The sequence below is a fragment of the Helicobacter sp. CLO-3 genome (assembly GCF_001854545.1).
Classification (GTDB): domain Bacteria; phylum Campylobacterota; class Campylobacteria; order Campylobacterales; family Helicobacteraceae; genus Helicobacter_B.
Genome location: NZ_MLQN01000044.1, coordinates 1 through 13,462, shown reverse-complemented (window position 1 = coordinate 13,462; position 13,462 = coordinate 1). Strand labels below are relative to the sequence as shown.

At 46.0% G+C, this 13,462-nt stretch carries 11 protein-coding genes and 1 pseudogene; 6 read left to right on the top strand and 6 right to left on the bottom strand.

Going from position 1 to position 13,462, the window contains the following annotated elements; translation table 11 throughout:
• Positions 1 to 220: 220 nt before the first annotated feature.
• The 5 genes from BKN38_RS09260 to BKN38_RS09235 all read right to left on the bottom strand — a co-directional run bounded on the left by BKN38_RS09260 (position 221) and on the right by BKN38_RS09235 (position 5,962).
• Complete coding sequence (locus tag BKN38_RS09260) at positions 221 to 991, bottom strand: septal ring lytic transglycosylase RlpA family protein (RefSeq protein WP_371113561.1); 771 nt, start codon at positions 989 to 991, stop codon at positions 221 to 223.
• Between the two features lie 515 nt (positions 992 to 1,506).
• Complete coding sequence (locus BKN38_RS12110) at positions 1,507 to 3,585, bottom strand: lytic transglycosylase domain-containing protein (RefSeq protein WP_233713077.1); 2,079 nt, start codon at positions 3,583 to 3,585, stop codon at positions 1,507 to 1,509.
• A gap of 53 nt (positions 3,586 to 3,638) precedes the next feature.
• Positions 3,639 to 4,514, bottom strand: a complete 876-nt coding sequence (locus tag BKN38_RS09250) for a TatD family hydrolase (RefSeq protein ID WP_066457547.1) — start codon at positions 4,512 to 4,514, stop codon at positions 3,639 to 3,641.
• 238 nt (positions 4,515 to 4,752) lie between these two features.
• The gene (locus BKN38_RS09240) at positions 4,753 to 5,445 is read right to left on the bottom strand and encodes a YiiX/YebB-like N1pC/P60 family cysteine hydrolase (RefSeq protein WP_066457553.1); all 693 of its coding nucleotides are present in this window, start codon (positions 5,443 to 5,445) and stop codon (positions 4,753 to 4,755) included.
• Between the two features lie 91 nt (positions 5,446 to 5,536).
• Positions 5,537 to 5,962 (bottom strand): DUF4878 domain-containing protein, encoded by a 426-nt coding sequence (locus BKN38_RS09235; protein WP_066457555.1) that lies wholly within the window; start codon positions 5,960 to 5,962, stop codon positions 5,537 to 5,539.
• 232 nt (positions 5,963 to 6,194) lie between these two features.
• Between BKN38_RS09235 and BKN38_RS09230 the strand changes: the two genes are divergently transcribed.
• From BKN38_RS09230 to BKN38_RS09205, 6 genes are all read left to right on the top strand, one after another.
• Positions 6,195 to 6,815 carry an NAD(P)H-dependent oxidoreductase gene (locus tag BKN38_RS09230; RefSeq protein ID WP_066457564.1) on the top strand — a complete coding sequence of 207 codons (621 nt, stop codon included), beginning with the start codon at positions 6,195 to 6,197 and terminating at the stop codon, positions 6,813 to 6,815.
• A gap of 9 nt (positions 6,816 to 6,824) precedes the next feature.
• Entirely contained in the window at positions 6,825 to 9,185 is a 2,361-nt protein-coding gene (locus BKN38_RS09225; protein ID WP_066457567.1) for a ribonucleoside-diphosphate reductase subunit alpha, read from the top strand.
• A gap of 191 nt (positions 9,186 to 9,376) precedes the next feature.
• Complete coding sequence (gene purE, locus BKN38_RS09220) at positions 9,377 to 9,871, top strand: 5-(carboxyamino)imidazole ribonucleotide mutase (RefSeq protein WP_066457570.1); 495 nt, start codon at positions 9,377 to 9,379, stop codon at positions 9,869 to 9,871.
• Positions 9,872 to 10,041: 170 nt separating this feature from the next.
• On the top strand, positions 10,042 to 10,539 hold the full coding sequence (locus BKN38_RS09215) for a DUF3972 domain-containing protein (protein WP_066457574.1): 498 nt from the start codon (positions 10,042 to 10,044) through the stop codon (positions 10,537 to 10,539).
• Between the two features lie 27 nt (positions 10,540 to 10,566).
• Positions 10,567 to 11,739, top strand: coding sequence for a DUF89 domain-containing protein (locus BKN38_RS09210; RefSeq protein ID WP_066457576.1), 1,173 nt, complete (start codon positions 10,567 to 10,569; stop codon positions 11,737 to 11,739).
• 147 nt (positions 11,740 to 11,886) lie between these two features.
• Entirely contained in the window at positions 11,887 to 12,924 is a 1,038-nt protein-coding gene (locus tag BKN38_RS09205; protein ID WP_083329107.1) for a M23 family metallopeptidase, read from the top strand.
• A gap of 201 nt (positions 12,925 to 13,125) precedes the next feature.
• On the opposite strand, the pseudogene BKN38_RS11265 reads toward BKN38_RS09205, so the two are convergent.
• A pseudogene (locus BKN38_RS11265) lies at positions 13,126 to 13,462 on the bottom strand (hypothetical protein); the annotation flags it as partial.

Here is a 13,462-nt window from a genome sequence, read left to right as displayed (position 1 = left end):
TCTGCATAAATCTCCAAACCAGAATCCAAAAGCCAAACAAAAAGCAAATAATTGTTTTGTATAATTCCGCCTAAGATATCGCAACGACATACAAAACCAAGCCGCAACAATCATGCAAGAAGCAAAAAAGGGCAACAAACCAACCAATAAAAAGTCAAATATATAGCAACTAAATAGCGTCAAATAAACAAAGGCTTAAAATATCTTCGCCCTCCATACACTACTCGCGAACAATGACAGGCGTTAGTCCTTGTGATTTGGCAAAATCTTGTGCTTCATCCTCGCTTTGGAATCCATTGGCAAACACGCGATAAAGCTCGCCATCTTCTTTGATAGAAATGCTGTATTGCTTGGTGATGCCTTCAAATTTTTGCTTAGTGGATTCTGCGCCGCTTTTTTGGCGGAATACCCCAAGCTGCAGCGCAAAAGCCCCGCCCTGCACGCTTTCTTGGCTTTCACCCACCTCAAACTCATCTTGTATCTCTTCGCTAGAGATTTTTAGCGAGTTTTGGTAGTTTTTATCCACCATTCCGCCAAATCCTATCACCTCGACTTTCACGCGCGCCGTGCCTTTTGACACCATGTCGATGTCCTTTGCTGCGATGTTTGAGAGGTCGATTATCCGCCCTTCGACAAATGGCCCCCTGTCGTTTATGCGCACGATTGTCGTTTTGCCATTTTCTTTGTTTAGCACTTTTACGATGGTATTCATCGGCAAGGTCTTGCTAGCGGCAGTGTGGGCGTGCATATTGTATGTTTCGCCATTGCTCGTGGCTTTGGCGTGGAAGTTTGGACCATACCAGCTGGCGATGCCATCGAATGTTTCGCCGATTTTTACTTTTGTGGGGTAATACCATTTGCCAGCGATTTGGTAGGGGCGCATGGTGGCGCGCTGTATCGCCTCGGATTCTCGCATGCCAGCCATCAGCGAGCTGTTGCCGCCGCTGAAACTATCTACTGGCGAGTTGCTAGCGTTAAAATTGCGCCCCAAAAGCTCGAAAACATCGCCAGCCACGCCGCCAGCTATCGCGCCAGATATGGCTTGGTTGGCATAATTTAGTGTGGTGGTGCCTTTTGCACGATAAAGGTTTAGTGCCTCAAAATCCCTAAATGCGCCTATTCCGCCTCTATACACGCTCTCATTCGCACAGCCTACAAAGACTAAAAGCGCAAAAATGAGTGCTAGAAGTGCGAGCACATAAGGGTGCAAGCGCGCAAAAATGGTTTTGGCTATTTTGGTTGCCTTGATTGCTTTGGTTGCCTTAAAGGTTGCTTTGAATACATTTGCGCGAGAATCTAAAAAGTGACAAAAAAATAAAAAGTTGCGAGAATCTAAAAATTTGCGGGCGTCCAAAAAATTGCGAAAATCCAAAGATTTATAAGAATCTAAAGGCGCACCAGAATCCACGAGCTCCGCAGAATCCACAGCGCGCAAAAAGTCGCGATAGTCGCAAGATTCTGCCAAATCTCGCGCGTCTTGCTGTCTTAGATTCTCTATTTTTTGCATTATTTTTGCGCGATTTTTTGCGTAGCGATTAGCGGGATTATCAGCTTTTGATTAGCGTGAATCGCTGGCTTTGCGAGGTTGTTGGTGAGCTTTATCTCTGCGACGCTGATATTATAGCGTTTAGCGATAGATGCGAGGCTCTCGCCCTTTTTTACCCTGTGTAAGATGAAGCGCGATTTTGGGATTTTGTCCGGGTCAAAATGCTGCTTGAAATGCGCCAGCCTATCATAAGGAATGTAAATCGAGTATGATTTGGCGTTGGTTGGCAGGAAATTATAAGTCAAGTGGTGGTTGTATTTTTTTATCTCTTCTAGGCTCATGCCAGCGCCCACAGCGATGCTTGCTAGCATCGTGCCACCGCTCACTTGCACCTCCGCTAGCGTATCCATAGCACCGCGATTTAGCAAATACTCATAATCGCGCATTTTCTGCGCGTTGTTAAACGCTAGCGACATGCTTAAAATCGTCTTGATATACTGCCTAGTCTCCGCCGGCAAGTATTTCTCCTCCTCATCTAGCAGCACCTCTAGCTCACTGCTCCCAGCGCGCGCAATAGCCTTCTGCAAGCGCCCTAGGCCGCAATTATACGCCATCGCGGCGAGATACCACTCGCCTGTGGCGGAGTGCAGGTATTTGAGGTATTTTATCGCGGCTTGCGTGGATTTGATAGGGTCGCGGCGCTCATCGACATAATCATCGATGCGAAGCCCCAAATCTTTGGCGGTGTAGGGCATAAACTGCCAAATGCCAACCGCTTTTTTCTTGCTATACGCGCGCGATGAGAAACCGGATTCTGCCATAGCGAGGAACAAAAACTCCTGCGGGATGCCCGCCTGCACGATCATAGAGCGAATGATTGGGATAAACTCATAGCTAGAGTCAAACTGCTTGACAAAGCGCTCAAAGCGCTTATCCGAGCGCTCGGAGTAAAGTATCGTGCTATTTTTTAGGTTTGGGTAAAACTCCACGCTTACACCCATGGAGTTTAGCCTCGCCACATCGATGGCGGATTCTACAGAGGCATCGATGGATGGGGCATAAGAGGCTTGGAAAATGCTAGAGATGTCAGAATCTGCGATGATTTGCGCAGTGGATTCTGCTTGCGCGGATTCTATATTTTGTGCTGAAGTCGAGCTGGAGTCTATCGCGATAGATGATAAAGCAGAATCTAAAGGCTGGGTTGGGATAGAATCCTGCGCGCTTTGTGTGATATTTGTTTTGCTTATAGATTCTGGGGCAGAATCTAGATTTGCAAAATCCGCGCTAGAATCGCTAGAATCTCGCAAGTTTGCAGTATCTTGCGCCAAATCACCGCCAATCGCGCTAATATTAGCCGGATTTATGCTAGCTAGGCTTGCTTTGAGACTTATGCTAGCAGGCATCACTGCAAAAGTGCTGCTGATATCTGCGCCCGCGCTAGAATCGCTAGAATCCAAGCTGGTTTTTGAGCTAGAATCTGTTTTTGGACTAGAATCTACTTTTGAGTCAGAATCCAAAGAGGATGCCAAGCTAGAATCCAAAGCAGATTCTGCGCCGCTCTTAGAAATTGCGCCGCCTTTGGAAATTGCGCTATTTGCAGAATCTGCGCTGTTTGCAGAAACTCCGCCAACTACAGAATTTTCGCCCGCCTTAAAATCTCCACCAGCCACAGAATCTGCGCCTGCTCCCAAATCCGCAGAATCCGCGCTAGATTCTGCTTTGCTGCCTGCCGCAAAATCTGATTTAGTTTCTTTTGATATGGATTCTTTGGCGGCATTGCTATAAAAATCGCTAAAATTATTTATGCCAATATTGCTTAAATCCACGCTTGCTAGATTTATTTTTTTTGCTAAATCACTATTTTTTATAGAGGTTTCTTTTATAGAATCTATTTTTTCAACATTATATAGCGTGCTTTTTTGCGCCATGCTAGCATTTTTGCCATCAGCGTGCGAAAATGACACGCCCGCAAAACAAGCAAACGCCACAACGCACGCGCTAGAGGCAAAACCACTAGCACGCAAAGCTAGAAATTTATTCTCGAAAAATTTACGCATATTATTTTTGTTATTTTTGTTTTTTGTATTTGTATTTTTCACATATTCCCCCAGATTTTTGTCATTTAGCTTGATTTTGGCAAACAAAGCTCTTATTATACGGCATTTTTACTTAAATTAAACAAAGAAAGCGCGTTATTTGTGCTGATTCGCGCCAGCTTCTCTGTATCAATACCCAGCACCTCCGCCACGCGCGCGGCGATGAGCGGTATGTATTCTGGCGAGTTGCGCGCGCCACGATGTGGATGCGGCGCGAGATAGGGCGCATCTGTCTCTAGCACGATTCGTTCCATTGGTATGAGCGGCAGCGCCTCGATAAGCCGCCGCGCGTTTTTGAAAGTCGCCACGCCACCGATACCATAGCAAAAGCGCTCGCTAAGATTTAGCAAAATCCTATCCGCATTGTAGCAGTGCAGCACGCCGCGCGCTTGCGGGAAGCTCGATAATATCTCAAAGGCATCATTGCTCGCATCCCTTATATGCACGATGAGCGGGAGATTTCTGGCGATTGAGAGCTCTATTTGCTCGATAAATAGCGCTTTTTGCCTAGCTTTTGTCGCGGCGATCTCCTCCTCGCTCATATTATCGAAGTAATAATAATCAAGCCCGCACTCCCCGATAGCCACGCATTTGCCAGAATCTAAAAACGCGCGATAATCGCTCGCTTTGGATTCTCTAGGCTTTTGCGCGCTAGAATCTAGACTAGAATCCAAACTAGAATCCAAACTAGAATCTGCATTTTCGCTCGCGTTAGAATCCAAAATATTCACCTCGCAAGGATGCAGCCCGCAAGCAAAATAAATATTTTTATGCGTGTTTGCTATCTCATGCGCGCGCTTTAGCGTGGAGGGCGAAGCGGCGGGGATGATTATCTCCTCCACGCCACACGCACGCGTGCGAGATAGCACCTCATCCAAATCCGCCAAATATCGCTCATCATCCAAATGGCAATGCGTATCAATCAAATGCATAAAAATCCTTAAAAAATTTCGCAAAATCATACACAAAATAAAACAACCGCGCCAATAACCAACACGCCAAGCACACACCAAATAAAGATGACGCCAAAATATGCACGCCAAAATCATGCCAAAATCCACAAAAACCAGCGCAAAAATCACAAAAAAGCACAAAATTTATTTTACTTAACATAATCTATTTTGCTTGACATAATTTATTTTATTGGCGCAATTTATTTTCTAGTGCGATTTATTTTTCTAGCGCAAAAGGCGGCACGATTTTCTCAAAATCATCACTCTCAAAAAACGCCTGCGGAAACAAATACTCCCCAGCCACCACCGGCATAGAAACGCGCGCATAAGGCAAAGATATGGGCGTGCGCTTTACTATGATAGATTCTAGGAAGCTCGTGCAGTAAAGCCTTGATTCGCTTGTGTCAAGCACAAATGCGCGGTGCAGATATGCTCTAGAATCCGCCGCTATCGCTTCGCGCACACTTTTGGCGAGCCTTTGCCTAGAGAGTGCAAACACCTTGCCCTGTGCCAAAAACTCTTGCAAAGGGCTTATGATGACTTGATTTGGGAAGCGCGGGTCATCATCGGTGGTGGCGTGGATTATCAAAAATGGATTTGTGGATATCACCATGCCGATGTGTGAAAAAAGCGAGTCGCTAAGATATGCGATTATCACGCTCTCTGTGTTTAGTCCTTGTCGAAAGATGATGTCGCCAGATTCTGCATTGTTTGATAGAATCTCTATCGCTTGAGATGTCGAAAATATGGGGAGTTGGTCGGGGTTGGCAGATGTAGTATCAGCGGGTTTGCTAGCACCAAATGCTAGCAGTATAAAAATAAAGAAAACAAGCGCGCAAAGCCCTATGCAAACTTTTGTAGCAAGGGACTTTGATGAAAAAAATCTAGCGATTTTCTGATACGCGCTCAAGGTAACAACGCCAAGATTCCAAAAATTCTTTAGGATTCTAATAAAAACCCAGAATCTAAAATCTTAAAAATCTAGAATCCAAAACTAGATTCTAGAGAATCTTAGTAGATCTTGGTATCAAGATTTTCCAGCCATCTTTTGTCTGGATAAGATCTAGCTCTTCTTTTTTGTTTGTGCCATTGCCAAAAGTCGCTTCGATTTCCACGCTAGCGCTCTTTGGCTCGCCTTCTTTGATCTGTGTGTTAGTAGCTTTTACATCTTTCAAGCCACCAGATTCTTCGCCATCTTGTTTAACCATGCCAGCCATCATAGCAAGCTTACCATTAAGCTTTTCTTTATCATCTTTGCTAACACCGCCTTCTAGAGTGACAAGCTCTACAGCCTTTTTAGCATCACCACTATAAAGCGCTTTCACATAGGCAACAGCCACTTCTTCAGGCTTATCATCGCCACATCCTGCCATAAATAGCGCGCCTACAAACGCACCAATCATCAATGCAATTTTTGCAATCCTCATCGCAAATCCTTTCAAGTAAAATTTAAGCGGCTGATTATAGGCATTCGCCGCTTAAATTTTAGTAAAACAAGCAACAAAAATCAAAAGAGATAATTTTCGCCAGCCATAATCCACGCGCAGCGCCCAAGAGCGCGCGCTTCACCAAACGCCAAACAATCCACTGCTGTCAATCTAAATTTTTATAAAGTTTTGAGATAGTAAAATGCCAGCTTTAATTTATCAAGGAGCTGTCATGAATGAATTTTTACAAGCTATGAGATTCCGCCATGCGTGCAAGAAGTTTGATGCGAGCAAAAAGATTGCCAAAGAGGATTTTGATGCGATTTTAGAATCTGGCAGGCTGACGCCTAGCTCTTTTGGGCTAGAGCCTACGCGCTTGCTTGTGGTGCGCGATGAGAAAATGCGCGAGCGCGTGCGTAAGGCATGCTGGGATCAAGCGCAAATCACGGATTCTAGCGAGATCGTGATATATGTATCAAAAATCGCAGATATGCAAGCCACTAGCAACTATGTAGCCCAAAGCTTCTCGCGCAAACTTGGCAAAGATATAGCACAGCTTAGCGCGTATCAAGAGCGCTTTGGCGGGTTTTTACGCGCAAATGGCTATGTGGATGCTAATAGCATCTTTGCTTGGAGCTCGCGCCAAGCGTATTTGATGGCAAGCTCGATGATGGACTGCGCGGCGTTTATGGGGATAGATTCTTGCGCGATTGAGGGATTTGATCGCGATATGCTAGAATCCTGCCTTGGGCTTGATACCTTTGCAGAGCGCGTGGCGTTTGGCTATCGCGTAGCAGACCCAGCGCAAAAAGCCCCTCGCATCAGCATAGATGAACTAGTAAGATATATTTAAGGAGAAAATATGGTAACCGTAGTAAAACGCAGCGGACGCGTAGAAACACTAGATATTAGCAAAATCCAAAAATACACTTCAAGCGCGGTAAAAGACATAGAGGGAGTGAGCCAAAGCGAGCTAGAAACCGATGCCAAAATCCACTTCCGCGACAAAATCACCACCGAAGAGATACAGCAAACGCTCATAAAAACAGCAGTGGATAAAATCGATGTAGTAGCGCCAAACTGGACTTTTGTCGCTGCGAGGCTGTTTTTGTATGATTTGTATCATAGGGTGAGCGGATTTACAGGCTACAAAAGTTTGGGAGAATACCTAGAGCGCGGCGAGAAAGAAGGCAAAATCATCGCTGGACTTAGCAAAAAGTTTGACATAGAGCTGCTAAACTCCAAAATCGCCCCAGAGCGCGATTTGCAGTTTAACTATCTAGGGATAAAAACGCTTTATGATAGATATCTAATAAAAGACAAAAATAGCAAGCCAATCGAGCTGCCACAGCATATGTTTATGGCAATTGCTATGTTTTTGGCACAAAATGAGGAGAATCCAAACGAATGGGCGATAAAATTTTATGACATGATTTCAAAGTTTGAAGTCGTCTGCGCCACGCCAACGCTTGCCAACGCGCGCACGCCACGCCACCAGCTAAGCTCATGCTATGTGGGCAGCACGCCGGACAATATAGAGGGCATCTTTGATGCGTATAAAGAAATGGCGCTTTTAAGCAAATATGGCGGGGGTATTGGCTGGGATTATTCCAAAGTGCGCGGGCTTGGAAGCTTTATCGATGGGCATAAAAACGCAGCATGCGGCGTCGTGCCATTCCTAAAAATCACCAATGATGTAGCCATCGCAGTCGATCAGCTAGGCACGAGAAAAGGCGCTATCGCTACATATCTAGAGATATGGCATACAGATATAAATGACTTTATCGATTTGCGTAAAAATAGCGGCGAGGAGCGCAGACGCACGCATGATCTTTTCCCTGCTGTTTGGATATGCGATCTCTTTATGAAAAGGGTGGAGGAAAATGGCTTATGGACGCTATTTGATCCATATCAGTGCAAAGAGCTTACCGAGCTTTATGGCGAGGCGTTTGAGAAGCGATATATCGAGCTAGAAAATGATGATAGCATCATAAAAGATCGCATCAACGCCAAAGAATTGTGGAAAAAGATTCTAAACAATTATTTCGAATCCGGCTTACCATTTTTGTGCTTCAAAGACAATGCCAACCGCGCCAATCCAAACGCGCACGCTGGCATCATCAGAAGCTCAAACCTCTGCACCGAGATTTTCCAAAACACAAATCCAAGCCATTACAAAATCGAAGTGGAATTTGTCGATGGTAGCAAGGCTTATCTAGAAGAAGATGAGCTCATCACCACCGATGCTGGCATAACAAAAAAGGCAAACAAAATCACAAGCATCGATTCTATCGGCGGCAAGGGCGTGTATATCACTGCTAGAATCCAAGAAGGCGGCAATACTGCTGTATGCAACCTAGCAAGCGTGAATCTTAGCAAAATCCACACCAAAGAAGACATAGAGCGCGTGCTACCTATCGCTATAAGAATGCTAGATAATGTGATAGATCTAAACTTCTACCCAAATAGAAAAGTAAAATCTACCAACTTGCAAAACCGCGCTATAGGGCTTGGCGTGATGGGCGAAGCGCAAATGCTCGCCACGCAAAAAATCAAATGGGGCTCACAAGAACATCTCAACAAAATCGATGAAATCATGGAGATGATAAGCTACAACGCTATTTCATCAAGCTCTGATCTTGCCAAAGAGCGCGACAGCTATCCGCAGTTTAGCGGCTCTAGCTGGAGCAAAGGCATCTTCCCTATGGATGTAGCAAACAAAGAAGCGATGAAGCTAGTGGATAGGGATTTGTTTAACGCGCCTTGTGATTGGAATAGCCTGCGCGAAAAAGTAAAAACACAAGGTATGCGAAATGGCTATCTCATGGCGATAGCGCCCACCAGCTCTATAAGCATCCTAGTAGGCACGACGCAAACTATCGAGCCTGTGTATAGGCATAAATGGTTTGAAGAGAATCTAAGCGGGCTAATCCCAGTCGTCGTGCCAAACCTCTCACTTGAGACGCTAAACTACTATGACACAGCATATAATCTTGATCAGCAAGACATCATAAGAGCCGCTGCTGTGCGCCAAAAATGGGTGGATCAAGGACAGAGTGTGAATATATTTATGCGTATTGATAAAGTAAGCGGAAGGGTGCTAAATGATATCTATATGCTTGCGTGGAAACTAGGGCTCAAATCTACCTACTATCTACGCAGCGAAAGCCCAGATGCTGAAAAAGTGATGGATAGATCAGTAGAGTGCTATAATTGCCAATAATGCGCTGGGATCTAGAATCTGGATTCTGGCATGTTTTAGATTCTTGGAATCTTGGAATCTTGGAATCTAGCGCGCATGAGTTTTGGCGCGCGTTTTAGATTCTGGCGTTTTTAGATTCTAGCGCACCTTTAGATTCTAGAAAATGCAGAATCTAAACGCATTTCAACAAGCACTTTTAAAAGGAGGAAAATATGAAGTTTGTCAGCATTATCATGGGAAGCAAAAGCGATTATAGCGTGATGAGCGAGTGCGCGGAAATGCTAAAAAAGTTTGACATCCCCTATGAGCTCATCATAAGCTCCGCCCACCGCAGCCCGCAGCGCACCAAAGAATATGTGGCGGACGCAGAGAAGCGCGGCGCGCAGGTATTTATCGGCGCGGCTGGCATGGCAGCACACCTCGCAGGCGCTATCATCTCCCAGACGACAAAGCCAGTCATCGGCGTGCCATTGACTGGTGGCGTGCTAGATGGTATGGATGCGCTGCTCTCCACCGTGCAAATGCCTTCTGGCATGCCAGTAGCTACGATGTGCGTGGGGAAAGCGGGCGCGGTAAATGCCGCGTATCTTGCGATGCAGATTCTAGCTTTGAGTGATGAAAAGTTGGCAGGAAAATTGCTTGCAGATAGGGAGCAAAAGGCGCAAAAAGTCGAGCAGGATTCCAAAGAGATAGAGGTTAAAATCTAGGCAAAATAGCCAAAATTTTAGGCTGGATTCTGGGGCTAGATTCTAGCCTAAAATCTAAAACGCGCCAGCATCACAAAAGCGCGCAAGGCAGAATCCAAACCAAACCAGCGCAAAACAAACCAAAACCCAAAAGCGCAAACTTTGCCAAAGCCCAAAACAAGGACAACGCAGTGGAAAACAATACAGCCAATCACACAACATGGATCGAATATGATGAGTTTTTGAAGCTTTCTGGGCTTGATGCCGCAAAAGTCGATGAGATGATACAAAGCGGCGCGATAAAGAGCAAGGAAGAGGCGGGCAAAACCTTCATCGAAGCCCAAAGCTCCACGAGCGCGCTTATAAACCGCGTCCAAACTGGGCTCGCAGGCGCTGAAACGAGCGGGCAAAGCTACGATCCGATTTTTGTCGAGCGCACGATACACACTATCATGGGGCTGCATGAGAAAGTCGTTTTGGCAAAAGATGAGACGATAAGCGCGTTTAAAAGCGAAAATAGCTTCCTAAAAGATGCGCTCATATCGATGCAAGAAGTCTATGATGATGACAAAAAGACGATAGACATCATGCGGGAGGAGCTGAAAAATGCGCGCGAGGAGCTTGAGTTTATGAAGCGCAAATACCGCCTCATGTGGGGCAAAGTGTCTGATCTAGGCAACAAACAATAATTTCTAACCTTTTTTGCCACTTTTGCGATGCTTACCACACAAGAATGCCTAGAATGCCTCTACAAGCAAGCCAAACGCACGCAAAAAATCGTATGCGACGCGCGCGCAGAATCCGCGCAAATCAAAACCACACAGGCAGAATCTAGCCTTTTAGATTCTGGTGCAGAATCTAAAAAAGTGGATTCTAAAAATTTAGATTCTAGAGAAATAGATTCTGCGATTTTGGATTCTAGCGCAAAGTCCAGCGCGCAAAATGCAGAATCTAAAAAGCTAGATTCTAGCGTGCCAAAATCCAAAACACTAGAATCTAATTTTCCAAAATCAAACTCCACAGAATCTAAAGCAGATTCCACCTCCACAAAATCCATTTTGTCAGAATCCATTTTTCTAGAATCCGCTCCGCCAAACTTCACGCCCCAAGATGTAGCCATCCCTAGCGCACCCCCGCCCTGCCCTCCGCCAAAGCTCGCTATCAGCGTATATGAGCGCATCGCCAAAATCCTGCATGACAGCGACCCCTACGCCGCTTTGAAATCCAAAAGCATCGCCAAAGCAAAAGATTTCATCCGCGATTTGCGCGTGCGCTATGACCCAGATTCTAGCTTAGATTTTGGCTTGAAAATCGCCGTGCTAGGCAATGTCATCGACTATGGCAGCGCAAACGCCTTTGACATCGAATCCTGCGCGTTTGATGCCAAATCCATGCACTTTGGCGCATACGACATCACCGCGCTAAAATCGCGCCTAAAAAGCGCGCGCAAACTCGTATATATCGGCGATAACGCGGGCGAGGATGTGTTTGATAGTGTTTGCGTGCGGATTTTGCGCGTGCTTTATCCTTCGCTTGAGATTGCGTATTTCACGCGCGGCGCGCCCATTATCAATGACATCACCATGCGCGATTTGCACGCCAACAACTCGCCCATTTTGCACGCTTGCGAGGTGGTGGATTCTGGTGTGCGCTCGGCTGGTTTCATCTATGAGCTGGCAAACCCCCACGCGCGCGCGATTTATGATGAGGCGGATGTGATTTTGGCAAAAGGCATGGGAAATTTTGAGTGCCTAGAATCCTGCAACGATCCGCGCGTATTTTTGCTTTTCAAAGTCAAATGCGCGGTGGTAGCGCAATTTTTACGCCAGCAAGAAGGGGTATTTATGCTAAAACAATGCGCGCCAGAATCTAAAATTGCTAGAATCTAAAACGCTAGAATCTAAAATTGCCAGAATCCAAAAACACAAAATCTAGCCAAAGCGCACCCATGCGCTAGCTAGATTCTAGCGCGCAAATCCACGCACCAATGCCAAACGATACCAATCCCAAACAACACCAAACCAAAAGGAGTAAATATGCCAAAACTTCAAAAATGCATCGCGCCATTTATCGCCTTTATCGCATGCCTTTGCATCGCCACCGCGCAAGCCGATACAGGATCTAAAAATATAGAATCCAAAAAAGCAGAATCCAAAAGCACAAAACCCAAAAAAGAAAAACCCAAAAAAGCGGATTCTAAAAAGCCAGAATCTAAAAAAGTAGAATTCGCCAAAATAGCCTCCGCCAAATTAGATTCCACCAAATCAGATTCTGCCCCGCGCTCTACCAACGACCGCCCAAAAGAGCCATTCACCGCTTATAATGGCACGACCTACATCCTCAAAGATTCTGATATAAAAGGCGTCAAAACACCACCGCTAAAAATAGGCGAAAAGCCGATAAAATGGCTAGCCCACCCCAAATACGCCACCCGCCAAATCGCCATCATCCCCATAGCCTACCGCACCAAACCCGGCACGCTGGCACTCTCCGCCGCCCCCACACTCGCACTCACCATAAAGCCCGGCAACTACAAAAAAGAGCAAATCACCATAAGCGATGCGAGCAAAGTCAAGCCCGATGAGGCGAGCCTCCAGCGAATCGCACGCGAGCGCGACGAGGCAAACGCGATTTATGCGGATTCTAGCGCGAAGCGATACTGGCGCGAGCCTTTCGCCTACCCACTGCGAAGCACCATCACAAGCCCCTTTGGCAGCGCGCGCGTGTTTAATGGTGAGCTGCAAAGCTTCCATGGTGGCGTGGATTTTCGCGCGCCCACAGGCACGCCGCTACACGCGGTGAATGATGGCGTGGTGGCGCTGGCAAAAGAGCGATTTTTGGCGGGCAAATCAGTGATAATCGACCATGGCGAGGGGCTTTATAGCACTTATTTTCACTGCAGCGAGCTCAAAGTAAAAGTCGGCGATGCTATCAAAAAAGGTGATCTCATCGCTTTGAGCGGTGCTAGCGGGCGCGTGAGCGGGGCGCATCTGCATTTTGGGATAGTGTATAGCGGCGTGCAAGTCGATCCGCTAGACTTCATCACAGCGATAAACGCGCTATTTGCGGAGTAGAGAAGCAAGTTTGCACAAGGTGCAGAATCCAAAAAGTGCATACAATATATAAGCAAGAATAACCAAGCAATAATCCAACAAACGCAGAATCCACAAAACAATAAATCTAAAATCTTGACAGATTCCAATCATTGATATTTGGGCTAAAAGGCTACAAAAATCAGTCGCCCATCAAAAAGCCAGCTGTTTATCAAAAATCAGCTACTCATCAAAAATCACCGGCAGCTCCGGGATGCCCAGCTTGTTTGGATAATCTAGCCCAAGGATAAGCCCAAGCCCTTTTTGTGGCGTGGCATCTTTTGGAATCAAATCTTTGCGCAGATAAGAAACCTCTATCGAAGGACACCAAAATCTCCCGCCAGATTCCAAGCCCGCATCGCCCGGCGCATAGTAAAATTCATGCGCAATGTTATTAAAATGCGTATGTATCGGCGTATAAAATTCCAAAATCTTCTCAAGCACTTTTAGCCGCCTGCTAGAGAGCGCCTCATCTCTTGGGTCGCAGTTGTGAAACTCAAAAAGCATTTGCGAAAAATAT